Annotated in this window: 26 protein-coding genes; 10 read left to right on the plus strand and 16 right to left on the minus strand. The window is 71.9% G+C overall.

What is annotated here, in order from left to right; genetic code table 11:
* Nucleotide 1: 1 nt before the first annotated feature.
* Entirely contained in the window at nucleotides 2-1,675 is a 1,674-nt protein-coding gene (locus B0E54_RS05070) for a SpoIIE family protein phosphatase (RefSeq protein ID WP_234582076.1), read from the minus strand.
* A 117-nt stretch (nucleotides 1,676-1,792) separates the two neighbouring features.
* Complete coding sequence (locus B0E54_RS05075) at nucleotides 1,793-3,031, minus strand: ROK family transcriptional regulator (protein WP_234582077.1); 1,239 nt, start codon at nucleotides 3,029-3,031, stop codon at nucleotides 1,793-1,795.
* A gap of 78 nt (nucleotides 3,032-3,109) precedes the next feature.
* Between B0E54_RS05075 and xylA the strand changes: the two genes are divergently transcribed.
* From xylA to B0E54_RS05090, 3 genes are all read left to right on the plus strand, one after another.
* Nucleotides 3,110-4,297, plus strand: coding sequence for a xylose isomerase (gene xylA / locus B0E54_RS05080; RefSeq protein ID WP_234582078.1), 1,188 nt, complete (start codon nucleotides 3,110-3,112; stop codon nucleotides 4,295-4,297).
* A 9-nt stretch (nucleotides 4,298-4,306) separates the two neighbouring features.
* Nucleotides 4,307-5,731 (plus strand): xylulokinase, encoded by a 1,425-nt coding sequence (gene xylB / locus B0E54_RS05085; RefSeq protein ID WP_234582079.1) that lies wholly within the window; start codon nucleotides 4,307-4,309, stop codon nucleotides 5,729-5,731.
* Between the two features lie 84 nt (nucleotides 5,732-5,815).
* On the plus strand, nucleotides 5,816-7,249 hold the full coding sequence (locus B0E54_RS05090; RefSeq protein WP_234582080.1) for an MFS transporter: 1,434 nt from the start codon (nucleotides 5,816-5,818) through the stop codon (nucleotides 7,247-7,249).
* A gap of 317 nt (nucleotides 7,250-7,566) precedes the next feature.
* Here the strand turns inward: B0E54_RS05090 and B0E54_RS05095 are convergent, their stop codons facing one another.
* The 5 genes from B0E54_RS05095 to B0E54_RS05115 all read right to left on the minus strand — a co-directional run bounded on the left by B0E54_RS05095 (nucleotide 7,567) and on the right by B0E54_RS05115 (nucleotide 13,804).
* A complete protein-coding gene (locus tag B0E54_RS05095) occupies nucleotides 7,567-9,225 on the minus strand; it encodes a glycoside hydrolase family 13 protein (protein ID WP_234582165.1) in 1,659 nt (552 codons plus the stop codon).
* A gap of 33 nt (nucleotides 9,226-9,258) precedes the next feature.
* Complete coding sequence (locus B0E54_RS05100) at nucleotides 9,259-10,305, minus strand: LacI family DNA-binding transcriptional regulator (RefSeq protein ID WP_234582081.1); 1,047 nt, start codon at nucleotides 10,303-10,305, stop codon at nucleotides 9,259-9,261.
* Between the two features lie 67 nt (nucleotides 10,306-10,372).
* Nucleotides 10,373-11,341 carry a carbohydrate ABC transporter permease gene (locus B0E54_RS05105; protein ID WP_234582082.1) on the minus strand — a complete coding sequence of 323 codons (969 nt, stop codon included), beginning with the start codon at nucleotides 11,339-11,341 and terminating at the stop codon, nucleotides 10,373-10,375.
* Nucleotides 11,338-12,387 carry a carbohydrate ABC transporter permease gene (locus B0E54_RS05110; protein WP_234582083.1) on the minus strand — a complete coding sequence of 350 codons (1,050 nt, stop codon included), beginning with the start codon at nucleotides 12,385-12,387 and terminating at the stop codon, nucleotides 11,338-11,340. The genes B0E54_RS05105 and B0E54_RS05110 overlap by 4 nt, the downstream gene beginning before the upstream one ends.
* 70 nt (nucleotides 12,388-12,457) lie before the next feature.
* Entirely contained in the window at nucleotides 12,458-13,804 is a 1,347-nt protein-coding gene (locus B0E54_RS05115; protein WP_234582084.1) for an ABC transporter substrate-binding protein, read from the minus strand.
* A 250-nt stretch (nucleotides 13,805-14,054) separates the two neighbouring features.
* Here B0E54_RS05115 and B0E54_RS05120 point away from each other — a divergent pair, with 250 nt between their 5' ends.
* Entirely contained in the window at nucleotides 14,055-14,828 is a 774-nt protein-coding gene (locus B0E54_RS05120; protein ID WP_234582085.1) for a M23 family metallopeptidase, read from the plus strand.
* Between the two features lie 54 nt (nucleotides 14,829-14,882).
* Here the strand turns inward: B0E54_RS05120 and B0E54_RS05125 are convergent, their stop codons facing one another.
* The 5 genes from B0E54_RS05125 to B0E54_RS05145 all read right to left on the minus strand — a co-directional run bounded on the left by B0E54_RS05125 (nucleotide 14,883) and on the right by B0E54_RS05145 (nucleotide 17,369).
* Complete coding sequence (locus B0E54_RS05125; RefSeq protein WP_234582086.1) at nucleotides 14,883-15,377, minus strand: TspO/MBR family protein; 495 nt, start codon at nucleotides 15,375-15,377, stop codon at nucleotides 14,883-14,885.
* A 151-nt stretch (nucleotides 15,378-15,528) separates the two neighbouring features.
* The gene (locus B0E54_RS05130) at nucleotides 15,529-15,672 is read right to left on the minus strand and encodes a GPGG-motif small membrane protein (RefSeq protein ID WP_007464364.1); all 144 of its coding nucleotides are present in this window, start codon (nucleotides 15,670-15,672) and stop codon (nucleotides 15,529-15,531) included.
* Nucleotides 15,663-16,439, minus strand: coding sequence for a metallophosphoesterase (locus tag B0E54_RS05135; RefSeq protein WP_234582087.1), 777 nt, complete (start codon nucleotides 16,437-16,439; stop codon nucleotides 15,663-15,665). Before B0E54_RS05135 ends, B0E54_RS05130 begins: the two co-directional genes overlap by 10 nt.
* Nucleotides 16,440-16,449: 10 nt before the next feature.
* Nucleotides 16,450-16,725 (minus strand): hypothetical protein, encoded by a 276-nt coding sequence (locus tag B0E54_RS05140; RefSeq protein ID WP_234582088.1) that lies wholly within the window; start codon nucleotides 16,723-16,725, stop codon nucleotides 16,450-16,452.
* The gene (locus B0E54_RS05145; protein WP_255786510.1) at nucleotides 16,722-17,369 is read right to left on the minus strand and encodes a nucleotidyltransferase family protein; all 648 of its coding nucleotides are present in this window, start codon (nucleotides 17,367-17,369) and stop codon (nucleotides 16,722-16,724) included. The genes B0E54_RS05140 and B0E54_RS05145 overlap by 4 nt, the downstream gene beginning before the upstream one ends.
* Nucleotides 17,370-17,470: 101 nt before the next feature.
* Here B0E54_RS05145 and B0E54_RS05150 point away from each other — a divergent pair, with 101 nt between their 5' ends.
* The gene (locus B0E54_RS05150; protein WP_374109242.1) at nucleotides 17,471-18,277 is read left to right on the plus strand and encodes a dTMP kinase; all 807 of its coding nucleotides are present in this window, start codon (nucleotides 17,471-17,473) and stop codon (nucleotides 18,275-18,277) included.
* Here the strand turns inward: B0E54_RS05150 and B0E54_RS05155 are convergent.
* Nucleotides 18,262-18,954, minus strand: a complete 693-nt coding sequence (locus B0E54_RS05155; RefSeq protein WP_234582091.1) for an SDR family NAD(P)-dependent oxidoreductase — start codon at nucleotides 18,952-18,954, stop codon at nucleotides 18,262-18,264. The two genes, B0E54_RS05150 and B0E54_RS05155, sit on opposite strands and share 16 nt — an antisense overlap.
* Nucleotides 18,955-19,047: 93 nt before the next feature.
* Between B0E54_RS05155 and B0E54_RS05160 the strand changes: the two genes are divergently transcribed.
* The 4 genes from B0E54_RS05160 (at nucleotide 19,048) to B0E54_RS05175 (ending at nucleotide 23,397) form a co-directional block, all read left to right on the plus strand.
* Complete coding sequence (locus tag B0E54_RS05160) at nucleotides 19,048-20,064, plus strand: NAD-dependent epimerase/dehydratase family protein (RefSeq protein ID WP_234582092.1); 1,017 nt, start codon at nucleotides 19,048-19,050, stop codon at nucleotides 20,062-20,064.
* A 75-nt stretch (nucleotides 20,065-20,139) separates the two neighbouring features.
* Nucleotides 20,140-21,054, plus strand: coding sequence for a MurR/RpiR family transcriptional regulator (locus B0E54_RS05165; protein WP_234582093.1), 915 nt, complete (start codon nucleotides 20,140-20,142; stop codon nucleotides 21,052-21,054).
* Entirely contained in the window at nucleotides 21,051-22,007 is a 957-nt protein-coding gene (gene murQ / locus B0E54_RS05170; RefSeq protein ID WP_374109243.1) for an N-acetylmuramic acid 6-phosphate etherase, read from the plus strand. Before B0E54_RS05165 ends, murQ begins: the two co-directional genes overlap by 4 nt.
* 400 nt (nucleotides 22,008-22,407) lie before the next feature.
* Nucleotides 22,408-23,397 (plus strand): RNA polymerase sigma factor RpoD/SigA, encoded by a 990-nt coding sequence (locus B0E54_RS05175; RefSeq protein WP_083915936.1) that lies wholly within the window; start codon nucleotides 22,408-22,410, stop codon nucleotides 23,395-23,397.
* 72 nt (nucleotides 23,398-23,469) lie between these two features.
* Here B0E54_RS05175 and B0E54_RS05180 read toward each other — a convergent pair whose 3' ends face one another.
* Nucleotides 23,470-24,447: an NlpC/P60 family protein gene (locus B0E54_RS05180; protein ID WP_374109244.1), complete on the minus strand. Its 978-nt coding sequence runs from the start codon at nucleotides 24,445-24,447 to the stop codon at nucleotides 23,470-23,472.
* Between the two features lie 538 nt (nucleotides 24,448-24,985).
* Between B0E54_RS05180 and B0E54_RS05185 the strand changes: the two genes are divergently transcribed.
* Complete coding sequence (locus tag B0E54_RS05185) at nucleotides 24,986-25,468, plus strand: DUF6232 family protein (RefSeq protein WP_234582095.1); 483 nt, start codon at nucleotides 24,986-24,988, stop codon at nucleotides 25,466-25,468.
* Nucleotides 25,469-25,517: 49 nt separating this feature from the next.
* Here B0E54_RS05185 and B0E54_RS05190 read toward each other — a convergent pair whose 3' ends face one another.
* Both B0E54_RS05190 and B0E54_RS05195 read right to left on the minus strand, forming a co-directional pair.
* The gene (locus B0E54_RS05190; RefSeq protein WP_234582096.1) at nucleotides 25,518-25,844 is read right to left on the minus strand and encodes a DUF3817 domain-containing protein; all 327 of its coding nucleotides are present in this window, start codon (nucleotides 25,842-25,844) and stop codon (nucleotides 25,518-25,520) included.
* A gap of 26 nt (nucleotides 25,845-25,870) precedes the next feature.
* Nucleotides 25,871-26,293 carry a hypothetical protein gene (locus B0E54_RS05195; RefSeq protein ID WP_234582097.1) on the minus strand — a complete coding sequence of 141 codons (423 nt, stop codon included), beginning with the start codon at nucleotides 26,291-26,293 and terminating at the stop codon, nucleotides 25,871-25,873.
* Nucleotides 26,294-26,352 lie beyond the last annotated feature (59 nt).

Consider the following 26,352-nt stretch of genomic DNA (forward strand, 5'->3'; position numbering starts at 1 on the left):
CTCAGGCCGGCGTCGACGCGCACACCGCCAGCATGGCGATGTCGTCGTGCGCCTGCCCGTCCAGCCATTCGTCCACCACCTGGAGCAGCCTGTCGACAAGCGCGGCCGGAGGCAGCCCGGCCGCGGCGGCGAGCGCGGCGCGCAGCCGCTGCGCACCGAACTTCTCGGCGTGGATCGGTCCGCCGTTCGCCTCGGTCACCCCGTCGGTGTACGCGAGGAGCAGGTCGCCCGGGTCGAGGTGCACCCGGGCCTCGGCGAACCGGGCGTCGGCCAGCGCGCCGACCGGCATTCCACCCACCGGAACCGGGACCACCGAACCGGCGGCGGTGACCAGCAGCGGCGCGGGGTGGCCGCCGCCGGCGATCCGGATGTCCACCCCCGCCGGCCCGCGCTCCAGTGACCCGAGCAGCAGGGTGGTGAGCTGGCTGCGCCGTGCGGCGTCGGGCGCGTCGAACAGGGTGCGGTTGAGCAGGTGGATCAGCTCCAGCGGTCGCTGCTCGACCAGTCGCAGGGTCTGCAGCGACTGGCGGACCCGGCCGGTGAGCACTGCCGCACCGACGCCCTTGCCGGACACGTCGCCCAACGCGAACAGCGCGCCCCGCGCGTGCGGGAAGACCTCGTAGAAGTCGCCGCCGATGCGCAGCGTGTCCCCGGCGGCCCGGTAGCCGCCGGCCATGCGCACCCCGGGCACCGCCGGCAGCTCCGGCGGGAGCAGGCTGGTCTGCAACACCCGGGCCAGGTGGGCCTGCTCGCCGTACAGCTCGGCGGCGGCCAGCGCCGCGCCGGCCCGTGCGGCGAACTCGCGGGCCAGCTCGACGTCGCGTGGGTCGAAGCCGGCCCGCCCGGCACGGCGGACCAGCACCAGCGCGCCGGCCGACCCCCCGGAACCGGGCATCGGGCTGACCAGCACCGCGCCCGGCCGGCCGAACCCCTGTGGAAGCACGGCGCTCAGGTCCGCGTCCTCGGCGTCCCGCCGAGGGCTCGGCTCGGTGGGTACGCCGTCGAGCGCCTCGCTGAGGCCGGGGACGGCGTCGGCCAGCTCCGGGCCGGCGACCCCGGTGACCGGCGCGGGGTCACCGTCGGCGTACCGCGTCCAGCGCGGGTGCGGCTCGGCCGGCGCGGGCGGCCGGAGCACCGCCACCGCCGCGTCGGCCAGGTACGGCACGGCGAGGGCGGCGGTGGTGCGGAGCGTCTGGTCCCGGTGCAGGGACAGCCCGAGCCGGCTGCCGGCCTGGGCGAGGAACGCCGTACGGGAGCGTTCGGCCAGCAGGGCGTCGGTGCGGGCGTGTTCCTCGGTGACGTCCCGGACGTACCAGGCGTACCGGCTGCCGGCGAGCTGCCGTCGACCACCCCGCAGGTGCCGGCCGTGGTGCTCGGCGTCAAAGCTCTCGGCGCCGTCCCGGACGGCCCGGGCCAGTGCCGCCACCTGACACTCGGACAGCTCGACACCCGCGACGATCTCCGGGAGCAGGTGGGCGGCCCGGGCGTTGACGAGGGTGACCCGGCCGGTCTCGTCGGTCGTCAGCACGGCCTCGGCGAGCCCGTCGAGCAGTTCGCGGGCCAGCGGCGAGTCGGCCGGCAGCGTACCGCCGCCGGATTGGCGGGTCGGTCGGTGCGACGCCTGCCCGTCGCCGTCGACCGGACCGGCGATGCCGCCCCGTCGGGTCGTGGTCACGGCCCGACGCCGCCGGGTGTCCGACGACCTGTACGCATGCTGCTCCCGGCTCCTCGCCTGCCGATCGTTGCTCGACGGCAAGCGTACCGAGCCGTACCGGCGCACGCCCAGAGCGCGTCAGGCGGAGCGGTTCAGCCAGCCTGCGGGGCGGGCGACGATCCGCCGTACCACCGAGCCGGCCGCGCCCACGGCTGCGGCCTCCGGACCGAGGGTCGAGGGCCGGACCGTGACGGGTGACCAAGCGGCGGTGAGCACCCGGGCCGCGATCTCGGCGAGCACCGGCGGGCACAGCCAGGGCGCCAACGGGGCGTACCCACCGCCGAGCACCACGGTGTCCAGGTCCAGCAGGTTGACCACGCCGGCCACCGCCACCCCGAGTGCCGTACCGGCGTCGTGCAGCGCCCGCAGCGCGGCCGGGTCACCGGCCTCGGCCAACTCGGCCAGCCGCGCCGTCGCGGTGTCCGCGGGAAGCTCCGCGCGTACCAGCCCGGCGCCGGCCACGATCGCCTCCTGGCCGGCGTACTGCTCCAGGCAACCCTGCCCTCCGCAGCGGCACGGACGGCCCTCGGGGTGGACCGGGAGGTGGCCGATCTCGCCGCTCCAGCCGCGTACGCCGCGGAACAGCGCGCCGTCCAGGACGATCCCCGCGCCGATGCCGACCTCGCCGGAGATGTGCAGGAAGCTCGCCGGGCCGGGCGGTCGGGAGTGCAGCTCGCCGAGCGCCGCGAGGTTGGCCTCGTTGTCCACCACCAGGGCCGGTACGCCGGGCACCTGATCGGTCAGGGGCGGGTGCCCGCTGAGCAGTTCGGGAACCGCGACGTCGCGCCAACCGAGGTTCGGCGCGAGCCGGACCAGGCCGGCGTCGTCCACCAGGCCGGGTACGGCGAGCGCGGCTCCGGCCAGGGTGAGGCCCTGGCGGGCCGCGTCGGCGCGAGCCTCCCCGGCCAGGTGGACGAGGCGGGCCAGCGCGTCGGCGGGGGCGACCGGGCGCAGGTCGGCCCGGTGCACGGTGCGGTGCCGGACCTGGCCGGCGAGGTCGACGACGCATACCGTCAGGTAGTCGACGTTGACCTCCAGGCCGAGCCCGGCCGGGCCCTGGTCGGCCAGGACCAGCCCCCGGGCCGGCCGTCCGGCACCCGCCCGGGGCGCCGGGTCGGCCTCGCTGACCAGTTGGCCCGCGAGCAGGTCCTCGACCACCGCCGAGACGGTGGCTCGGGTCAGGCCGGTGGCGGTGGCCAGGTCGGCCCGGGACGGGGGACGGTCGGCGGCGGCGATCCGGCCGAGAACCAGGGCGAGGTTGAGCTCGCGGAGGCTGCCCTGACGGGCTGCGCCGGCCGGGGCGTGGGTGGGGCTCACCCCTTGACAGTGCCATAGGGCGGGCAAATAATTCAATCGCTGAACAAATACCTGACATCACCACCCCGGAGGTCCCTCATGGCACCCCGTCCCACCCCCGCCGACAAGTTCTCCTTCGGGCTCTGGACCGTGGGCTGGCAGGCCCGCGACCCGTTCGGCGACGCGACCCGTCCCGAGCTCGACGCGGTCGAGGCAGTGCACCGGCTCGCCGAGCTGGGCGCGTACGGCATCACCTTCCACGACGACGACCTGATCCCGTTCGGGGCCGACGCCGCGACCCGCGATCAGCACATCGCGCGGTTCCGCAAGGCGCTCGACGAGACCGGCCTCGTGGTGCCGATGGTGACCACCAACCTCTTCACCCACCCGATCTTCAAGGACGGCGGCTTCACCAGCAACGACCGCGACGTTCGCCGCTACGCGCTGCGCAAGGTGCTGCGCCAGCTCGACCTGGCCGCCGAGCTGGGCGCGAGCACCTTCGTCATGTGGGGTGGCCGGGAGGGCTCCGAGTACGACCTCGCCAAGGACGTCCAGGCCGCCCTGGACCGCTACCGCGAGGCCGTCAACCTGCTCACCCAGTACTCGATCGACAAGGGCTACAACCTGCGGTTCGCCCTGGAGCCCAAGCCCAACGAGCCGCGCGGCGACATCCTGCTGCCCACCATCGGGCACGCGCTCGGCTTCATCTCCCAGTTGGAGCACCCGGAGCTGGTCGGCCTCAACCCGGAGGTCGGGCACGAGCAGATGGCCGGGCTCAACTACGCGCACGGCATCGCCCAGGCGCTCTGGCAGGGCAAGCTGTTCCACCTGGACCTCAACGGCCAGCGGGGCATCAAGTACGACCAGGACCTGGTCTTCGGCCACGGTGACCTGATGAACGCGTTCGCCCTGGTGGACCTCCTAGAGAACGGCGGTCCGAACGGCGGGCCGGCCTACGACGGGCCCCGGCACTTCGACTACAAGCCGTCGCGCACCGAGGACATGGACGGGGTGTGGGCGTCGGCCGCGGCCAACATGAGCACCTACCTGCTGCTCAAGGAGCGCGCCGCGGCGTTCCGTGCCGACCCCGAGGTCATCGAGGCGCTCGCCGCCAGCAAGGTCGGCGAGCTGAGCACGCCGACGCTTGGCGACGGCGAGGGCTACGAGGAGTTCCTGGCCGACCGGTCCGCGTTCGAGGACGTCGACGTGGACGCGGTGGCCGCGCGGGGCTTCGCCTTCGTCCGGCTCAACCAGCTCGCCGTCGAGCACCTGCTCGGCGCTCGCTGAGGCCCCGCCATGCCGTTGGTCGCAGGCGTTGACTCGTCCACCCAGTCCTGCAAGGTGGTCATCCGGGATGCGGAGACCGGCGCTCTGCTCCGGCAGGGCCGGGCACCGCACCCGGACGGCACCGAGGTCGACCCGGAAGCCTGGTGGCAGGCGCTGCGCAGCGCCGCCGACGAGGCCGGTGGGCTGACCGACGTCGCGGCGGTCTCCGTCGGCGGCCAGCAGCACGGCATGGTCTGCCTCGACGAGGCGGGCCGGGTGGTCCGCCCGGCCCTGCTGTGGAACGACACCCGCTCCGCCGACGCCGCCGCCGACCTCATCGAGGAGGCCGGCGGCGGCTCGGCCGGGCGGCGGTTCTGGGCCGAGGCCACCGGCAGCGTGCCGGTGGCGAGCTTCACCATCACCAAGCTGCGCTGGCTGGCCCGGCACGAGCCGGATCTGGCTGCCCGGGTGGCGGCCGTCTGCCTGCCGCACGACTGGTTGACCTGGCGGCTCGCGGGTGCGCCGGGGCTGGCGGGGCTGCGGACCGACCGGGGGGACGCCAGCGGCACCGGCTACTGGTCCCCGTCCACCGGTTCCTATCGTCTGGACCTGCTGGAACGGGCCTTCGGCCGGCAGCTCGTGGTGCCCGAGGTGCTGGGCCCGGCGGAGTCGGCCGGCACGCTGGCCGACGAGCTGGGTGGGGGTGGCGCGCTGCTCGGCGCGGGCACCGGCGACAACGCCGCCGCCGCGTTCGGCGTCGGCGCGGGCCCCGGTGACGTGGTCGTCTCGATCGGCACCTCCGGCACGGTGTTCAGCGTGGCCGACGTGCCGGCCGCCGACGAGAGCGGCGCGGTGGCCGGCTTCGCCGACGCGTCGGGCCGCTTCCTGCCGCTGGTCTGCACGCTCAACGCCGCCCGGGTGCTGGACGCCGCCGCCACGATGCTGGGCGTCGGTCTGGACGAGCTGGCCGAGCTGGCGCTCTCCGCGCCGGCCGGCGCGGACGGGCTGGTCATGGTGCCCTACCTGGAGGGTGAGCGGACGCCCAACCGACCGCTCGCCACCGGCGCGGTGCACGGGCTGACCCTGCGCACGTCGACCCCCGCGCACCTGGCCCGGGCCGCGGTGGAGGGCATGCTCTGCGCGCTCGCCGACGGCCTGGACGCGCTGACCGCGCAGGGCGCCACCGTCCGCCGGGTCATCCTCGTCGGCGGCGGGGCACGCTCGGCCGCGGTCCGCCGGATCGCACCGCAGGTCTTCGGCTGCCCGGTGGTCGTCCCGCCCGCGGGGGAGTACGTGGCCGACGGTGCCGCCCGCCAGGCCGCCTGGGTGGCCCTCGGCGGTCCGACGCCGCCGCAGTGGGAGATCAAGGGCACCGAGGAGTACGCGGCGGAGCCCGTCCCCGCCGTCCGCGACCAGTACGCCGCGGCCCGCGGACTGGTCCTCGACCGCCGCTGATCCGTCGGAGTCGACGCGGGTGGGAGCCGACCGGCACCCACCCGCGTCGCGACGTGCGTACCGGAGTCTGGTTGGCTGCCCGTCATGAGCGTGACCAGTGGCGGGCCCGGCCAGCGCCGGCCGGGCCGGGGCGGCGGCCGGGCGCACCGGCTGTACAGCGTCGCGGTGTTCGTGCTGCTCGCCTCGCTCGACAATGTGGCGATCGGGCTCGTCCCACCGCTCTACAAGCCGATCGCCGGCGCGTTCGACGTGTCGGGGCGGCTGCTCGGGCTGGTCACCGCCGTCAGCTTCCTGGTCAGCGCGGTGGCCGCGGTCGGCTGGGCGTACGTCGGGGACCGGAGCAACCGCAAACCGCTGCTCATGGTGGGCACACTGCTCTGGGCGGCGGGCACCGGCGGCAGCGCGTTCGCCGGCGGGTACCTCACGTTCCTGGCCGCCCAACTCGTCGCGGCGGTAGGTCTCGGCGCGGTCGGCTCGGTGGGCTTCTCGGTGGTCACCGACCTGATCTCGCCGGCCCGGCGCGGGCTGGTGATGAGCTTCTGGGGGCTCTCCCAGGGCGTCGGCACGCTCGCCGGCACGCTGGTCGGCGGCCTGCTCGGCGCGGCGGACTGGCGGCGGCCGTTCCTGCTGCTGACCGGGGTGGGCCTGGCCGCCACCGTGGCGTACCTGTTCACCTACGACGTCCGGCGCGGCCAGAGCGAACCGGAGTTGGCCGACGCGCTGGACGCCGGCGCGGACTACGACTACCGGATCAGCCGGGCCGACGTGCCGAGAATCCTGGCCCGGCGGACGAACCGGTGGCTGATCCTGCAGGGCCTGACCGCGCAGGCGGCGTTCGGCTCGCTGGTCTGGCTGCCGGTGCTGTTCGCCGAACGGGCCGAGGCCCAGGGCTACTCGGAGTCGACAGCAGTGGTGGTGGGCAGCGTCTTCGCCACGCTGTTCCAGCTCGGTGGTGTGCTCTCCATCGTGGGTGGGCTGGTCGGTGACGCGGTGCAGCGGCGTACCCCCCGGGGGCGGGCCCTGGTCGCGGCGGTCGGCATCCTCGCGGCACTGCCGTTCTACCTGGTGTTGTTCTTCGTGCCGGTGACCATCGACGTGCCCGACGGTGGCAGCGCCGGCGCGGTGATCGGCGCGGTGCTGTCCAGCGTGGCCACCGAGCCGTCGGTCGGCCTCAGCCTGCTCACCGCCGTGGTGGCGCTCGCGTTGACCTCGGCCAACTCGCCGAACTGGTTCGCGCTGATCGCCGACGTGAACCCACCCGAGCACCGGGGGACCGTCTACAGCCTCGGCAACCTGGTCAACGGGGTCGGCCGGGCGGCCGGCAACGGGCTGGTCGGCGTGGCGTTCCAGGGACTGCGCGCGGCCTTCCCGCCACCGCTGAACTTCGCCGTCGGGCTGGCCGCGTTCCAGCTCTTCTTCATTCCCACCGGCGTCATGTACTGGCTCGCCTCGCGAACCTCACCACGGGACATCGACAACGTCCACAACCTGCTCCACACCCGCGCCAACCGCCTCTGAAGCCGCCGCCGCGTGCCCGCGCCGGCTCGCTGGCCGGTTGTCCGGAGGGCTTGGACCTCCTCCTCGTCACCCGACCATCGGGCACCCTCCAGGTCCGCGTAGTGCCAGCGCCACCTTTGCTCTGCTTCAACCCAGGCGACAGTCGGCGGCCTTACGTGTTGCCTGGGTTGAAGCAGAGCAAAGGGCGTGATGCACACACGCGCGCCCCCGGCGACCGCCCCACCGACCCGGCGCTGAAAGCGGTGGGGGGTCGGGGCGGTCGCCGGGGGGGTCGGAGCGGCGGGGCGGTGCCGCGGTGCAGCGGCCGATCGGGAAGGTCAGTCGCGCAGCCAGACCGTCACGTCGGTCGGGATCGCGGACTGTTCGTCCAGGGGTGCGCTGGAGGCGAGCACCTCGGCGCCGGCCGGAACCGGCACCGGCGTGTCGCCGAAGTTGGTCAGGACCGTCAGCTCGCCGTTGCGGAAGGTCAGCACCTCGTCGTTGGAGGACAGCCACTCCAACGTGCCCCGGCCCAGGCCGTGCGCGCGGCGCAGCCGCAGGGCCGAGCGGTACAGCTCGTACGTCGAGCCGGGCACGTCGCGCTGCCGGTCCAGCGCGTACTCCGCCCAGGACGGCGGTTGCGGCAGCCAGCTGGCGTCGGTGGGCCCGAAGCCGTACGACGGGGCGTCGGCCTCCCACGGGATCGGCACCCGGCAGCCGTCGCGACCCCGCTGGGTGTGCCCGCTGCGCGCCCAGGTCGGGTCCTGCCGGGCCTCGTCGGGCATCGTGGTGTGCTCGGGCAGGCCCAGCTCCTCGCCCTGGTAGAGGTACGCCGAGCCGGGCAGGGCGAGCATCAGCAGGGTGGCCGCCCGGGCCCGGCGCAGGCCGAGCGCGGCGTCCGGCTGCGGGTCGCCGATGCCGATGCCGTTGGGCCGTCCGGCGCCGATGGCCAGGCCGAGTCGGGAGGCGTGGCGTACCACGTCGTGGTTGGACAGCACCCAGGTCGTCGGCGCCCCCACCGAGTCGGTCGCCTCCAGGGAGCGGGTGATCACCGCGTACTGGGCCGGCGCGGTCCAGGAGGCGAGCAGGTACTCGAAGTTGAACGCCTGGTGCATCTCGTCCGGGCGGACGTAGCGGGCCAGCCGCTCGGCCGGCTCCACCCACGCCTCCGCGACCAGCACCCGCTCGCCGGGGTAGCTGTCCAGGACCCGCCGCCACTGCCGGTAGATCTCGTGGACGCCCTCCTGGTCCCACATCGGCGGGCGCGGCTTGTCCACCTCGTTGCCGGAGAGGATCTCCTGGGGCTCCTGCCAGTCGGCCAGGTCGGCCTGCTTGACGAGGCCGTGGGCCACGTCAACGCGGAAGCCGTCCACCCCGCGGTCCAGCCAGAACCGCAGCACGTCCAGGAACTCCTGGTGCACCTCCGGGTTGTCCCAGTTGAGGTCCGGCTGGCCGGTGTCGAACAGGTGCAGGTACCACTGGCCGGGTCGGCCGTCCGGGTCGACCGTCCGGGTCCAGGCCGGCCCGCCGAAGACGCTCTGCCAGTCGTTCGGCGGCTGGTCGCCGGCCGGGCCGAGGCCGTCGCGGAAGATGTACCGGGACCGTTCCGGGCTGCCCGGCGCGGCGGTCAGCGCGGCCTGGAACCAGCGGTGCGCCGACGAGGTGTGGTTCGGCACCAGGTCGACGATCACCCGCAGGCCGCGGGAGCGGGCCTCGGTGATCAGCTTGTCCGCGTCGGCGAGCGTGCCGAACAGCGGGTCGACGTCCCGGTAGTCGGCCACGTCGTAGCCGGCGTCGGCCTGCGGCGACGGATAGAACGGGGAGAGCCACACCGCGTCCACGCCCAGCTCGACGAGGTGGTCGAGGCGGGCGGTGATGCCCGGCAGGTCACCGATGCCGTCGCCGTCGGAGTCGGCGAACGAGCGCGGGTAGATCTGGTAGATGGCGGCCTCGGTCCACCAGCCGGTGGTGGTCTGCTGAGTCGGGTCGGTGTTCAGGGTCGTCTCCTGTGTCGTGCTGTGGTTGATGTGTCAGTGTGCCCGCGGCGGCGCGGTGGACTCGCGGACCACCAGCCGAGTGGGCAGGATCACCGGCGTGTCGCCGTCGGCGGTCCGTTGACCGATGATCGGGCTCAGGTTGCGGGCGCCGAGCGGGTCGAGCAGCATCCGGGCGGCCAGCCGGCCCTGTTCGGCGGCGGGCTGGGCGACGGTGCTGAGCCCGAGCACGCCGGCGAGGTCGTGGTCGTCGATGCCGACCACGCTGACGTCCTGCGGTACGCGCAGCCCGGCGTCGCGCAGGGCGGTCATCGCGCCCATCGCCATCTCGTCGCAGGCGGCGACGATCGCGGTCGGCGGAACACCACGGGCCAGCAGTTCGGCGGCGGCCCGGTTGCCGCCGTCGATGGTGAACGACGACTCGACGTCCAGGCTCGGATCGGGTCGCAGGCCGGCGGCCCGCAGCTCCGCCTGGTAGCCCCGGCGCCGGTCGAGGTGGGTGGTGAAGGCCAGCTCGTCGTCGGGATCCCCGGAGATGTGCGCGATCCGCCGGTGGCCGAGGTCGAGCAGGTGGCGGGTGGCCATCCGCGCGGCGGCCACGTCGTCGATCCGTACGCACGGCCAGTTGGGCACCCGGCTACCCGAGCTGATGGTCACGCCGGGCAGGTCCAGGGTGGCCAGCGCGGTCAGGTCCGCCGGGCGCAGCGGTGTGGCGACAAGCATCATGGCGTCGACCCGCTTGTGCAGGTTGGCGGTGCGCAGCACCCGCTGGCGGATCTGCTCCCGACCGCCCAGGTTGTAGAGCAGCAGGTCGTAGCCGGAGTGGTGCAGATACTCCTCGACGGCCTCGACGACCGTGCTGAAGAACCAGCGGGTGATCCGGGGTACGACCACCGCGACCGTGCCGGTGCGGCCACCGGCGAGCCGGGACGCGCTCGGCGACACCGCGTAGTCGAGCTGCTCGGCGGCGGCGAGGACTCTGCGCCGGGTGGCGGCCGAGACCGTCGGCAGCCCGCGTAGGGCCCGCGAGACGGTGGCCGTGGAGACCCCGGCCAACCGAGCCACATCATCAATCTTCGTCACGGTTCCCCCGCTCGATACCCCTCGCCCGCCGCCGCCTTCAGGGGCCGGGCGGCGGCGGGCAGACGGGTCAGCCCTTGACGCTGCCGGCGAGCAGACCTCGCACGAAGAAGCGCTGCAGGGACAGGAATACGACGAGCGGAACAACGATCGAGACGAACGCTCCGGCGGTCAGTCGCTGCCACTCGTTGCCCCGCGTACCGGCCATCTCGGCCAGCCGGACCGTGAGCGGGGCGGTCTCATTGCCGCCACCGGCGAAGATCAGCGCGACCAGCAGGTCGTTCCAGACCCAGAGGAACTGGAAGATGCCGAACGCGGCCAGGGCCGGGGTGATCAGCGGCAGCACGATGGTCCGGAAGATCTTCGGGTGGGTGGCCCCGTCGACCCGGGCCGCCTCCATCAGGTCTCCGGGGAGTTGCGAGATGAAGTTGTGCAGCAGGAAGACCGCGAACGGAAGCGCGAAGCAGGTGTGCGCGAACCACACCTGGGCGAACTTCTGTTCGTCGACCAGGTCCCAGGCCGGCATCAGGGTGACGCCGCCGAGGGTGACGCCTGTGGAGAAGAACTTCAGCAACGGCACCAGGGCCATCTGCAGCGGGACGATCTGCAACGCGAAGATCCCGATGTAGAGCCAGTCCCGTCCGCGGAAGTTGATCCACGCCAGCGCGTACGCGGCCAGGGATGCGAAGGCCAGGGGGAACAGCACCGACGGGATGGTGATCGCCAGCGAGTTGATGAAGTAGCTGGCGAGCTGCCCCGACGACGAGGACCGCCCGAACAGGACCTGCTGGTAGTTCTCGAAGGTGAACTGCGGGTTGGTGAACGCCGTCCACCAGCCGGTCGTCTTGATCTCGTCCTCCGGGCGGAGGGAGGAGACGAACAGACCGAAGGTCGGGATGGTCCAGACCAACGCGATGACGATCGAGACGAGCGTCGCGGTGCGGCTGTTCAGGCGCTTGCGGACCCGGCCGGCAGTGGTGGTCGGAGTGCCCTCGGTCTGCTGTGTGCCGACGGCGACGGTGGGCGTTGCGGTGGTCATCTGCCCTCCCGCTGTTGACGGAGGTTACGGATCTGGTAGATCACGACCGGGATGACCAGGATGAAGAGGAAGACCGCGAGCGCGGAACCTCGCCCGTTCTCGCCGTACCGGAACGCCTGGTTGTACATCTCGTTGGCGATCACACTCGTGTCGTAGTTGCCGTTCGTCGAGGTCCGGACGATGTCGAAGACCTTGAGCGTGGCGATCGTGAGGGTCACCACCACGACGATCAGCGCCGGCCGGATGCTCGGCAGGGTGATCTGCCAGAACATCTGCCACGGGCTGACCCCGTCCAGCCGGGCGGCTTCGACGATGTCGCCGGGGATGGCCTTGATCGCGGCGGAGAGCACCACCATGGCGAAGCCGGCCTGGATCCAGATCATGATGACGATCAGCAGCAGCGTGTTCAGGGGTGATTCGAGCAGCCACTGCTTGGGCTCACCACCGAGGCTGACGACGATCTGGTTGAGCAGGCCGATCTGGTCGCCGTCGCCGCGGTACGCGTAGATGAACTTCCAGATGATGCTCGCGCCGACGAAGGAGATGGCCATCGGCAGGAAGATCAGCGACTTGGCCACGGCCTCGAACCGGGCCTTGTCCACCAGCACGGCGTAGATCAGGCCGAACCCGGTCGCCACCAGGGGGACCAGGAGCACCCAGACCAGGGTGTTGATCAGGACTCGGACGATCGAGTCGTCGGAGAACATCCAGCCGAAGTTGTCCAGCCCCACCCACTCCGTGCTGGTCCTGTTCATCAGGGAGAGCAGCAGAGTGCGGATGGCCGGCACGACCAGGCCGATGGTGAGCAGCAACAGCGTGGGCAGCAGGAAGAAGAACGCGAAGATTCCTTCCCGTGGCCGCGTTCGGCGGGGGAGGGGAGCTCCACTCGCCGAGGCGGCGACGAGCTGCGCCTCCCGTCGCCGGGCGAACCAGGCCGGCACCGCGTCGAGCAGCAGGAGTAGACCACCCACCACCAGCACGAAGGCGACCAGCCCGTACATCAGCATGAGGAGCTTCGGCTGCTCGTCGGCGAAGTCGAACTCCATCAACCCTCCCTTCCGGGTCCACCTCGGCCGGTGGCCCGGCCCGCGCTCGCGGACCGGGCCACCGCCGGGATCACTTAGGCCAGCTGCTCTCGATGCCCTGGAGCACCGGGGCGGTCGCCTTGCCGTTCAGCCAGTCGACCATGCCCTTCCAGAACGTTCCCGCGCCGACGGCGGCCGGCATCAGGTCGGATCCGTCGAAGCGGAAGACGCCGGTCTTGTCCTGCAGGAGCTGGACGGAGAGCTTGTCGATCGGGCTGGCGACGTTGGCGATGTCCAGCTTGTTGTTCGCCGTGACCCAGTTGCCGAGCTTCGCGCGGCTGTTCACGTACTCGGCGGAGGCCAGGTAGGTCTGCACCGCCTGCACCTCGGGACGGTCGGCGTAGGCGACGACGAACTCGCCCGCGCCCAGCACCGGCTTGCCCTTGGCCGCGTCGATGGCCGGGAAGTAGAAGGCGAACGCGTCGCCGTCCTCGGCCACCTTGGTGCCCTCAGGGAACTGGTTGGCGTAGAACGACGCCTGTCGGTGCATCGCGCACTTGCCGGTGGTCACCGGCAGGCCCGCCTCCTGGAAGGCGGTGGTGGTGATGCTCTTGACGCCGCCGAAGCCGCCGTTGACGTACTTCTCGTTCTTGAGGATGCTGCCGGCGCGGTCGACCGCGTCGACGATCTTCGGGTCGTTGAACGGGATCTGGTGGGTGGTCCACTGGTCGTAGACCTCGGCGCCCGCCGTACGCAGGAGGACGTCCTCGATCCAGTCGGTGGCCGGCCAGCCGGTGGCGTCGCCGGACTCGACGCCCGCGCACCACGGCTTCATGCCACTTGCGGCGATCTTGTCGCTCAGGGCGATGAGCTGGTCCCAGGTGGTCGGAACCTCCCAGCCCTTCTCCTTGAACGTCTTGGGCGAGTACCAGACGAAGGACTTGACGTTGGCGCCGAGCGGCACGCCGTAGAGCGTCCCGTTCACGGTGCCGTACTTCAGCCAGTCGGCCGGCATGTTCTGCTCGGCCAGGGCCTTGGTGTCGGCGCCGAGGGACTTCAGCTTGCCGGCGTCCGCGAACCGCTTCACGAGGCCCGGCTGGGGCACGAAGGCGATGTCGGGCGCGTTGCCGCCGTCGACCCGCACGGGGAGCTGGGCCTCGAACTCGCCGCTGCCCTCGTACGCGATCTCGATGCCGGTGCAGTCGGTGAACTGCGACCACGAGCGCTCGAGCAGGTCGGCCTCGGCGTCACGGATGGACGCGTAGATGGAGACCTTCTTGCCGTCGTTGCCCTGGTACTTCTCGTATGGGGCGCACTCCGCGGAGCCCGCCTTGTCGCTCTTCTTGTCGTCACCGGTACCGCAAGCGGTGGCGCTGAGCGCCAGCCCGAGCACACCGGCGATCACGAAGGCCTGGCGTGGTCTGGTAAAGACCGCCATGCCGTCCTCCTTCCTAGCCGGCGTGGTCTCCGCTGGTGACCCTCGCCGGTCCGATTGGGCGTGCACACATGTAAGCGCTTGCATCCGGTCTGGTCCACCCCCTGTCAGACACGAGCGAGTAACAATCCCGAAACCTCGTGGCCGCTGGTTGGGCGCGCTCCCAGTCGGGAATCCCGCCTCTTTCGAAGATTGGCGATATCTGTCAGGCTGAGGCCACCTCATCGAAGGTTTTGAACATAGGAGGAGCTGGATGCGTAAGCGGTGGATCAGCCTGCTGGTGACGGGCCTGCTCGTCGGGGGAGTCCTCGCGCCGGCGAGCCCGGCGCTGGCCGCGCCGACCTTCAAGGTGCCGTTCCCGTGCGGCCAGTCCTGGTCGGGGCAGACCCGGTCGGATCACAGCCCGGCGAACGCGGTCGACTTCAACCGCACCGACGATGTCGGCGACCCGGTGGTGGCCAGCGCCCCCGGCACGGTCGATCGGGTGACCGACCTCGGTGGCACCAGTTACGGCAAGTACGTCCGGATCGACCACGGTGGCGGCTACACGACCTACTACGCCCACCTCCAGGGCTTCAACGTCTCGGTGGGGCAGACCGTCGGCTACGGCAAGGTGATCGGCTGGGTGGGCAGCACCGGCGGGTCCACCGGCCCGCACCTGCACTACGAGCAGCGCCTCAACGGCAGCGACATCAAGGTCAGGTTCAACGGCACCCTGGCCCTGTACTGGGGCACCAAGACCTACACCAGCAACAACGGCTGCTCGTCGGGCACCGGCAACGCCACGGTCGACACCAGTGGCACGCCGCTGACCGTCCGCTCCGGCCCGGGCACGGGCTACGCCTCGGTCGGCACCGTCGCCGACGGCACCCGGGTGACCATCGCCTGCCAGACCAGCGGCACCACGGTCACCGGCACGTACGGCACCAGCTCGATCTGGGACCGCATCGGCAGCGGGCGCTTCATCGCCGACGCGTACGTCTACACCGGTTACGACGGCTACATCCCGGGCATCCCCCGCTGCTGAGCGGAGGCGCACGGTGGTCCCCGGTAGGCACGCGCCTGCCGGGGGCCTCGCCGGTCAGGTGTTCAGCCGCCAGATCGCCAGGTTGAGCGCGGCGGCGAACGTGACCCACGCCCAGTACGGCAGCAGCAGCGCGGTCGCGACCCGGGACACCCGGGCGAAGAGCGCCACGGTGAGGCCGATCGCCAGCCACATCACCACGATCTCGGCGAACGCCAGCCCGTACCGCCCCGCGCCGAAGAACAGCGGCGTCCAGATGGCGTTCAGGACGAGTTGCGCGGTCCACGCCCAGAGCGCGGGGGAGAAGCCGACCCGACGCCACACCAGCCAGCCGGCCAGGGCGATCAGCGCGTAGAGCACCGTCCAGACCGGGCCGAAGAGCCAGGACGGCGGTGCCCAGCCCGGCTGTCGCAGGCTCGCGTACTCGTCGGTGGTGCCCTGCACACCCAGTCCGCCGATCGCGGCCGCGACGAAGACCGCCGTCGCGAAGCCGGCGAGCGCCCAGCGCGACCGTCGGCCGGACGTGGGCCGTGCCTCGCGAGATGTCTCCATGGTCGAGATATTGCCGCTCGGCCGTCGGGTCAAACCCACAAAGCAGCGCCGGGGCCGCCGCGGCCGGTGCTTCTGTCGGGAGGACGAAGCTCCGGTCGCGGCGACCCCGACGGGTCCCGGTGTTCCGATGAGTTGTCAGAGGGTGCGAACGTCAATTGAAGATGCTGACACCACCCGGGCCGACCAACAGCCCGACGACGATGAGGACGATGCCCCACAGGATCTGCCGGCGGAACAGCGCGAGGATGCCGGCGACCACGAGTACGACTGCGAGAATCCAGAGAATCAGCTCCATGACCTCTGACTACCCGACCCTCCGATCGGGGAAACCTGGTCGGTGTCGAGTTGATCCCCGACATGAAAGACGCTGTACGCCTGCTTGATCACCGGGTGCGCCACATTGCGGACGCGTACGCCTCCGGGGGTGGTGCCGCGCTCGGTGCCGGCGTGGGCGTGCCCGTGCACGGCCAGCGCCGTGGGCGCCGAGTCGATCGCCTGCCCGAGCTGGTACGACCCCAGGAACGGGTAGATCTCCAGCGGCTCGCCGACCAACGTGTCCGGGACTGGCGAATAGTGGGTCAGCGCGACGAGCATGTCGCAGTCCAGCGAGCGCAGGGCCGCACCGAGGCGCTCCGCGCTCTCGTTGGTGGTCCGGACGAACGACTTCATCTCCGGCTCGCCGAAGTCGCTCGCGCACCGGCCGGCGAACCCTCCGCCGAAGCCCTTCACGCCGGCGATGCCGAGCCGGCCGCCCGCGCAGTCCAGCACCACGCCGTCGCCCTCCAGCACTGTGATGCCCGCGTCCTCGAGCACCTTCACTACCTGCGGCACCTGGTCACACTGGTGGTCGTGGTTGCCCAGCACGGTCACCACCGGCACGGCCAACCCGCCGAACTCCTGCGCCACGCAGCGCGCCTCGGCCTCGGTGCCGTGCCGGGTCAGGTCGCCGGCCAGCAGCAGCACGTCGGCGCACTCCGGCAGCTCCTCCAGTGCCGGGCGGAACCGGCCGACCACGTCCTCGTCCAGATGCACGTCGCCCACGGCGGCGATCCGGATCACCATGAAACCTCCCTCAGGGCAGTTGCTCGATCTCCGTGGGCGCCTGGGCGCGGATCACACCGATGTCGCTGGAGATCGGCACGTCCGGGAAGCGCTCCGCCACCCGGCGCAGGATCTCCTCCCGCCGGTGCGCACTCTCCACCTCGCCGTACAGCACGAGGGTGTCCTCCCGGCGGATGACGGTGATCCCCTGTTCGGCGACAGCCGGATCCTCGGTGAGCAGCCGTTGGATCTCCGCTTCGACGTACTCGTCGGGTGGCGCCGCGCCACCGGCCTGATCGCTCGTCACGGTGTCTCCTCTCCTGCCGTGGTGCCGGGCTCCGGCACCACCTCCAGCCGGTCCAGCAGCACCAGGAACGCCTCGGCGTACGGCGAGTGCTGCGTCTCCTTGCGTACCCGTTCCCAGTCGATCTGCTCCCGCAGCGATCGGGCCAGTGGCAGGCCGCGGGCGAAGTCGCAGTAGTGCTGGGAGAAGCTCAGCAGCTTGTGCACCATGAGCTGGGTGGCGGAGAGGACCGGCATGTGGATGGCGTCCACCGGCCGCACGACGGTGTCGGCGAACGTCTCCTCGGTCACCGGCGTCTCGATCGGCCGGTGGATCAGATCCACCATCCGCCCGTCGTCGAAGACCTTGACCAGCCAGTCCTCCGGCGGCCGCTCGGCGCGGAAGCCCGCTGCCACGAGCGCCTCCAGGGACCGCTCGACGTCGGCCTCGCGGATCAGGAAGTCGACGTCGTGGTCGCTCGAGTGGCCACCGTGGGCGTAGACGGCGAAGCTGCCGCCCAGGGCGAACGGGATCTCGGACTGCTTGAGCACGGCGGCGACCTTCTTGAGGGTGTGCACCAGACTCTCGTCCCCGCGCTCAGCCATCTGGATCTCCCGTCGGTCGTGTTGGTGGACAGGCGGTTGGATTCGAACTCCCGTACCCGGCATTCCGGTCGCCCACACCTGCTGTCGTCGCGCTCGGGTGCCAACGGGGACAAATGGCTACAAACAGCGCGGCGCGCAAGCATCGGTCGGATATTCTGTCGAGGGTGGCCAGATCATCGGGGAAGCGACACGGCCGAGCCCGATTGCGCACCGTCGCCCTGATCGGCATCGACGGTTCGGGCAAGACCACGCAGGCACACCGGCTGGCCGACGCGCTGACCGCCGCCGGCCGCCCCGCGACGTACCGCCGCAACGCCAGCGGGCGTCGCTGGCTCGGCCGCGTCGCGCACCGGCTCGGCCTCCCGGACGCCCAGCGGCTCGTCGGGCGCGACGGCGTGCTCGCGGTGGAGTCCGTGCTGCGCTGGCTCGCCATCGCCGTGGCCCTGCTCAGTTGCCTGCTCACCGGCCGCACGGCGGTGATGGACCGCTACTCGGCCTGCCAGTACGCCAGCATCCGCGCGCACGGCGGGCACCGCTGGGAGCGTCTGGCCCGGGCCGGCTACCGGCTGTTTCCGACGCCCCAGGTGACCTTCCTGCTCGCCGTCGACCCGGCCGTGGCGTACCAACGCATCGAGGAGCGCGGCACCGACCACGAGTCGATGGGTTGGCTCACGGCGGCGGACACCGCCTATCGGACCCTGCCCGAGTACCCGAGCTTCGTCCTCGTCGACGCCGGCCGTTCGACCGAGGAGGTGACCGAGCAGATCCAGGCGCACCTGGCGACCTGGCTGCGCTCGGACGTCCGCCCGGATCCCACAGGTGCAGCGGCGGAGGGACCGCGGCCCCCCGACGAGCCGCACCCGGCGCCCCCGCCCGCGTCGGCGCAGCCGGCACCCCCGCCGGCCGCGCCGCCGCAGGAGCGCACCGGGCGCGGCGAGGTCGCGTCCCTGCTCGTTCAGGCGCGTCCGTAGACCGGAACGCTGGCCCCGGTGGTCGGCGCGGAGTCCGTCGAGGCGAGGAAGCGGATCACCGGCGCGATCTCGGCGGGCGTGACCCAGCGGGAGTGGTCGGCGTCGGGCTGCGCGGCCCGGTTCGCCGGGGTGTCGATGACGCTGGGCAGCACGGTGTTGCAGCGCACGTTGCGGGAGCGGTACTCGACCGCCACCGCGTTGGCGAACGCCAGCACCGCCGCCTTGGCCGTGACGTAGCCGGCCGCTCCGGCGAACGGGGTGAGGGCCGCACGGGCCGAGACGCACACCACCGCGCCGCCGCCGGCCGCGACCAGGTGCGGCAGCGCGGCCTGGGTGACCAGGTAGGTGGGTCGCAGGTTGACGGTGAGCATCCGCTCGAACTCCTCGACAGGTGTCTCGTGCACCAGGCCACCGCTCGCGTACCCGCCGACGAGGTTGACCACCGCCCGCAGCGGCGCCGCGGGGTCGCCGACGGCGGCCTCGACGACGCGGGCCGCGCCGGCCGGATCGGTCAGGTCCGCGACGAGCGGGACCACCCCGTCCGCCGCCGGCTCCGACCCGGGCCGAGCGGCCCGCCGCGGTACGACCACCCGCCAGCCCGCCTCGACGAACGAGGCGACGACCGCCCCGCCGAGCCCACCCGTGCCTCCGGTCACCACCACGCTGCGCTCCGCCATGCGCCACACGCTAACGCGTCCACCGAGCGGGGTGCTGTCTGCCGAGAGCAGAGGGGTTGGTCTTTCTGGTCGGCCTCGGCGCAGGATCGGCGGATGCGGATCCTGATTCTCGGTGGCACCCGGTTTCTCGGCCGGGCGGTGGCCCGGCTCGCCGTGGCGCAGGGCCACGACGTGACCTGCGCGGCTCGGGGCGTGTCAGGTGTCGTGCCGACCGGTGCCCGGTTCGTGCCGGTCGACCGCGACGACCCCGAGGCGCTGGTGCCGTTCGCCAGCGCCGGGTTCGACGCGGTGGTGGACGTGACCCGCCAGGTCAGCCATGCCCGGCACGCGCTCGCCGCGCTTGCCGACCACGTCGGCCACTGGTCGTTCGTGTCCACGATCTCGGTGTACGCGGACAACACCACCCCGGGTCAGACCGCTGCTGACGCGCCGCTGCTGTCGCCCGCCCCGCCGGACGTGGACGCTCCGGTCGGCCCGGACCACCGCTGGTACGGCGAGTGCAAGGTCAGCATCGAGCGGCTGGTCCGCGAACTGAGGGGCGCGCGGCCGTCGTTCATCTGCCGAGCGGGGCTGATCGTCGGCGCGGAGGACCCGAGCGACCGCTTCCCGTACTGGGTGCGCCGGTTGGCGCGCGGCGGGGAGGTTCTCGCGCCCGGACGGCCGACCGACCGGGTGCAGTTCGTGGACGTCGCCGACCTGGCCGACTGGCTGCTGCACGCCGCCGACTCCCGCCTCGCCGGCACGTACGACGGCATCGGCCCGGCGATGTCCCGCGCCGATCTGCTGACCGGTGTGGCGGCCGGTCTCGGTGCCACCGACGCGCGCCTCACCTGGATCGATCAGGACTTCCTGTCGGCCCACGACGTACGCGAGTGGTCGGGGGAGCGGGCGTTGCCGCTCTGGGTGCGACTGCCGGAGTGGGCCGGTCTGATGGACCGGGACGCCCGCCCGGCGCTGGACGCGGGTCTGACGGTCCGTCAGTTGTCCGACACCGTTCGGGCGACCGCGTCCTGGATGACAGCGCGACCCGACGACGTACGGCAGGGTGGACTGGACCCGGCGGATGAGGCGGCGCTCCTGAAGGAGTGGCAGGCTGTACGAAACGCGTGATCCGGCTCGTCGACACTTTTCCCACCACATGTGGCCATGGTTGACGCTCACGCCCTGTGAAAGTAAGTTTCACCCGTGGCGAAGAGTCCGAAGATTTCTGCGAGTCACGAGCCCGGTGGACTGATCGTCCACATCAGCGGGCTGTTGCCGTCGCTGTCGCCCGCCGAGCAGCGGGTCGCCCGGTTGGTCGTGTCCGATCCGGCCGCTGCCGCCCGGCGGACCATCACCGACCTCGCCACCGCAGCGGAGACGTCGGAGGCGACAGTCATCCGGTTCTGCCGGTCGGTGGGCATGGACGGCTATCCACAGCTGCGGATCCGGCTGGCAGCCGAGGCCGCCCGCCGCATCGAGCCGCCGGACGCCCGGGTCGTCGGCGGTGACATCCCGCCCGGCGCGGACCTCGCCCAGATCATCGCCACCATCGCGTTCAATGACGCCCGAGCCGTCGAGGAGACCGCCGAGCAGCTCGACCCGGCCGTCTGCGAGCAGGTGGTCGAGGCGATCGCGGGCGCGGGCCGGATCGACATCTACGGCGCCGGCGCCAGCGGCTTCGTCGCCTCCGACTTCCAGCAGAAGCTGCACCGCATCGGTCGGATCGCCTTCTACTTCCCGGACGTGCACACCGCGTTGACATCGGCCGCCCTGCTCGGCCGCGGTGACGTCGCGGTCGGCATCTCGCACACCGGCAGCACCTCCGACGTCATCGAGGTGCTGGAGCAGGCCCGGACGCGGGGCGCGGTCACCGTGGCGCTCACCAACTTCCCGCGCTCGCCGATCACCGAGGTCGCGGACTTCGTGCTGACCACCGCGGCCCGCGAGACCACCTACCGCTCCGGAGCGACGGCCAGCCGGCTCGCCCAGCTCACCGTCGTCGACTGCCTCTTCGTCGGGGTGGCCGCCCGCAACCGGTCCCGGGCCCGCAAGGCCCTGGAGGCGACCGCCGAGGCGGTTCAGTCGCACCGGGTGGGTGCCAGTCGGAGGCGGGCATGACGCCCGGTTCGGTGGAGCCGGACGAAGACATGTCAGCACCGCCAGCCCGCCCGACGGTCCGGGTGGGCGCACCCACCGAACGGCGCAATCCCCTCAGCGCGGACCTCGACCTGATGTCGACCCGGGACGTGCTCACCGTGATCAACGAGGCCGACCGGCGGGTGCCAGCGGCTGTCGCCGCGGTGCTCGACGAGATCGCCACCACAGTCGACCTGGCGGTGGCGGCGTTGCGTGGCGGGCACCGGGTGCACTACTTCGGGGCCGGCACCTCCGGCCGGCTGGGCGTGCTCGACGCGGCCGAGCTGGCTCCCACCTTCAACTCGCCCCGGCACTGGTTCTGTGCCCATCTGGCCGGCGGCCCGGACGCCATGTGGCGGGCCGTGGAGGACGCCGAGGACGACGACCGGAACGGGGCGGACGAGGCTGCCGGTTGTGTGCGCGCCGGTGACCTGGTGGTCGGTCTGGCGGCCAGCGGACGCACCCCGTACGTCCTCGGGGCGCTCGCCGCGTCCCGCGCCGCGGGCGCCTCGACGGTGCTGCTCTGCGCCAATCCGGAGGCGGAGGCCGCCCGGTCGGTCGACGTGTTCATCGGGGTGGACACCGGACCCGAGGTGGTCACCGGGTCGACCCGGATGAAGGCGGGCACCGCGCAGAAACTGGTGCTGAACACGTTCTCGACCGCCGTCATGGTGCGCCTGGGTCGGGTCTACTCGAACCTCATGATCGATATGGTGGCCACCAACGCGAAGCTCCGGGGACGAATGATCTCGATCCTGGTCGAGGCGACCGGCTGCTCGGAAGAGGTCTCCCGGCGGGCCCTCAACGAGGCCGACGGCGACCTGAAGACGGCGCTGGTCTCACTGGTCTCCGGAGCCGAGGTGGCGGCCGCCCGAGCCGCCCTGGCGCGCTCCGCCGACCAGGTTCGCGGGGCTCTCGCCCTGCTCGCCTCCTAGCCCGTACCGCCCGGGAAGCGAACGGGGCTCCGGATTGTTCATCGGGGCGGGGGGTAATAACACCCCCGTGGATGAACCGACGGCTCCATCGCTGCGTATCTGGCAGTGACCAGGATCGCAGCACGGAGGTGACCCGGGTCGCTGTGCGGGCACAGCGGGCGGTGTTGCCATGGTGCGGGCGATCGGCGATTCGTCGACCCACCAACCCGTTCGAGGTGCCCAGCGGCGAGCCACCCGACGGGTGCTGACAGCAAACATGGACCGTGCTCTCAGCAACTACTCAGGCATTCGTGACACTTTCGACTCACGACATGGAATCCCCGACACGTCTCATCTGTTGTGTAGGTGTCAGCGACGGTGGGCACAGCAGAAGTTACCAGGGGCTGACCGGACGTGGGGAATGGCAAGGAACCGGGCAACCGGCGCGAGCGAGGGGACCGTGGGCAACGTGGACAAGAACATCGGCATGCGCACCGACGAGGTTGCCGAGGAGCGCGACCTGGTCGGCGTCTACCTGCACGAGATCTCCCGGACGCCACTGCTGGACGCCGCCAAGGAGGTCGATCTCTCCAAGGCGATCGAGGCCGGCCTCTACGCGGAGCACCTGCTCGGCGAGGACGCCGTCCCCGACGGTGTCGACCGGGCCGACCTGGAGCGGCTGGTCGTCGAGGGTGAGCGCGCGAAGGACCTCTTCATCCGCGCCAACCTGCGGCTGGTCGTGTCGATCGCGCGTCGTTACGTGCGCTCGGGCATGCCCATGCTGGACCTGATCCAGGAGGGCAACACCGGCCTCGTCCGGGCGGTCGAGAAGTTCGACTACGAGCGTGGCTACAAGTTCTCCACCTACGCCACCTGGTGGATCCGCCAGGCCATCAGCCGGGCGATCGCCCAGCAGGAGCGCACCGTCCGTCTGCCGGTGCACCTGGTGGAGGACGTCAACCGGATGCGCAACGTGACCCGGCAGCTCACCCGTGAGCTGGGCAGCGACCCGGAGCCGGAGCAGATCGCGGCGTCGCTCGGCGTCACCGTCGAGCGGGTCAACGAGTTGCGCCGCTGGTCGCAGGACACCGTCTCGCTGGACACCCCGGTGGGCGACGACGGCGACACGAACCTCGGCGACCTGGTCGCCGACAGCGACGCGCCGTCGCCGGAGGACATCGTCCTCAGCGGGCTGGAGCGGCAGCGCATCGAGGGGTTGCTCAACCACCTCGACGACCGGTCCGCGGGCATCATGCGGGCCCGCTACGGGCTGGAGGACGGCCGCGAGCACTCGCTGACCGAGGTCGCGTCCCGCTTCTCGCTGTCCCGCGAGCGGATCCGGCAGCTGGAGATCCAGGCCCTCGGCCGGCTCCGCGAGCTGGCCCGGGCAGAGGGGCTGCAGGCAGCCTGACCTGGTAGTAATGACGGCGAACGGCCGGCGTCCGATAGGGGGACGCCGGCCGTTCGCCGTCACTGGGTCGGGCTAGCGGACCCGGCCGTAGCCGTGGATGGACATCATGTTCATGCCGCGTTTGAGCACGTTGCGACCGGCGCTCGGCGCGTCGATGACCTGACCGTCGCCCACGTACAGAGCGACGTGCCCGAGCCCGCTGTAGAAGATCAGGTCTCCCGGCCGCAGGTCACCCCGACCGATGTGGGCGACCGCTCCCCACTGCAGCCGGGCGCTGTGCGGCAGCGACCTGCCGGCCGCCCGCCAGGCCGCGAGGGTCAGCCCGGAACAGTCGTAGCCGTTCGGCCCGTCGCCGGCCCAGACGTATGGCTTGCCGATCGCCCCGAAGGCGTAGCGCACCGCCGCGCCGGCGTCGCCGGCCACTGCCGGCACGTTCCTGGCCTCGGCCTCCGCCGCCTTGGGCGCGGGTCGCTCGGTGGCGGCCCCGTACGCCTGCCGGCGCAGCTCGTACAGGTCGGCCAGGTCACTCTCGATGCGCTTCTTGCCCGCCGCCAGCTCGCGGGCCTGGGCGGCCTGCCGGGCCAGCGTGGCGTCCAGGCGTGTCTTCTCGTCGAGCAGCCGCCGCTGGTTCGCGGTGAAGCCGGAGATGCGCTCCTGGCGCTGGCGGGTCAGCTGATCGAGGGTGCCGAGCCGGTCGAGCAGAGCGACGGAGCCGCCGGGACGCAGCAGCGCGTCCGCCGTACTCAGGCCACCGCTCTTGTACGCGGTGTTGGCGAGTGCCGCGACGTCGGCGCGGCTCTGCTCGGCCTGCTGTTCCAGAGGGCCGATGCGGGCCTGTAATCGGGCCACCGCGGTCTTGTTGACCTTGATGTCCTCGGTGAGCTTGTTGTAGGACTCCACGATCCGTTCCAACTCGGCCGAGGAGGTCTCGATCCGGTGGGTCAGGTCGGCGGGGGACGGCTCGGCGTGGGCCACCGCCGTCGGGGCGATCAGTGCGGCCGACATGCCGGCCAGCACCGCGGTACGCAGCAGGGTTCTCAGGGATGACAAGAGCGAAGGGCCCCTCTCCCACGGTCGCCGACGGGGCTGCTGACGCCCTCGGCGACACCGGCCGGGGCCACCCGGGTGGACGGCACTGGGCCGGACCGGCTCGCCCAACCTAACCCGGGACGGTTGTGCCGCGCAGTTGAAGCAGGGGCGAATGTTGGCGAAGTGGCGGGAAGTGCCGCTGCTGTCGGTGACACCAGCGGGGCTGCTGACGCGGAACGGGGGGATCGTCGCGAGTCCCTTTTCGCATTCACTGACCGATATCTGACTTTCGTCGTTCCGGGCGTATGCCGTCGGATGACCTCCGCCAATATCCGATAAAAGCTGAAATGGATGCTGTTTCGCGACGATGTCCCCCGGTCGGGTGAGCAGGTCGGAATCGTAAATGCCCAGGTGGAGTGGCGGTGCCCCAACACAATGGAGCCGCAGCCGGGAATCCCGTCCCCGGGCAGCGATGCCCGGCCACGGACCGAACCCGGCAGACCGCCCCACGGGAGGAACCGTGAATCGTGAAGGCGCAAAGACGCGACCGCAACGAACGGTGCCCGGAGCCAGGTCCACGCTGCTGTACGCGCGACCCGGCATCATCGTCACCGTCGACCGGTTCACCGTCGGCCGCACCAGCTATCGCATCGTCGACCTGACCCACCTACGCACCACCCGGGGCCCGCACGACCGCATCGCCGTCCGGGCCGTCGTGATCACCGCATCCATGATCGGCGTGGTCGGCCTGCTCCTCGGCTTCAGCGGCGGCCTGCAACGGTTGACCGCCGAGGCGTACCTCATCCTCGGGGCGGTGCTCCTGCTGCCGGCGGCACTCGCCCTGGTCGGCGACCGCTGGCGCCCGCCGCCGTACGAGCTGTGGGGATGGCATCGGGGCGCCGAGGTGCTGCTGTTCACCGCGGACGACGAGAGGCAGTTCGGCCAGGTCACCCGGGCTCTGCTGCGCGCCCGGGAGGTCAACCGGTACGGCGGCTGGGTGGACCCGCTCGCCTCAACCGACCCCTGGCGGCCGAACCGCTGACCAGACCCGCCGGTGGTGTGCCTGGCCCTGCTCGGCTCCCGCCGGCCGGTCAGCTGGCGACCGGCTCCGGCGTACGGGTCGCGGGCCGGTCCAGCCAGGCGGTGACGCGACGCTCGGCGTAGAACGAGACGAACGGCACGGTGCCGGCGAGCATCACCAGGAGCATCCGCTTCAGCGGCCAGTCGGCCCGGCGGCTCAGGTCGAACGCGGCCACCAGGTAGATCATGTAGAGGAAGCCGTGCGCCGGCCCGACCGTCTCCACCACCACCGGGTTGTCGAACGCGTACTTCAGTGGCATGCCGACAACCACCAGCAGGATCAGCACCACGCCCACGATCCAGGCGATCACGCGGTACCGGGTAAGGGCTGCGCCCACCTTCGTCCGTCCTTCCGAGCCCCGGCTCAGCCGGGATAGTCACCGGGCCGGGCGCCCGGATTGGCGTTCAACCATGACAGGTAGTCGTTGTAGGCGGCCAGGTCGGCGTCGTCACCAGGCGTCGAGACGGCCGGCACCCTGGCCACCCGCACCGGTCGGCGTACCGCCGGGCGGGAGCCGACGGTCGTCGCCGGCGGCGCCTCGGCGGCGGGGTCTGCCGGCGGCTCGTCGGCCCCGTGCGCGGCGCGGCGGGCCAGCCGCACCTCCCGCCACCAGACGTACACCACGAAGCCGGCGAAGATCGGCCACTCGACGGCGTACCCCCAGCTGAGGTTGTTGCCGGCCGTGGCCCGGCTGATCTGCCACCAGCCCAGCCCGAGGAAGCCCACGACCAGCATGACCATGGCCACGTGACGTGCGATCCACGCCGGGGTCCAGAGCCTCCTCATGGCGTCGAGGGTACCGGGAACGACTGCGGTCTCCGACACGGTGTCGTAGGTGCCACGCG

Source organism: Micromonospora sp. MH99, from assembly GCF_021442385.1.
Lineage (GTDB): Bacteria > Actinomycetota > Actinomycetes > Mycobacteriales > Micromonosporaceae > Micromonospora.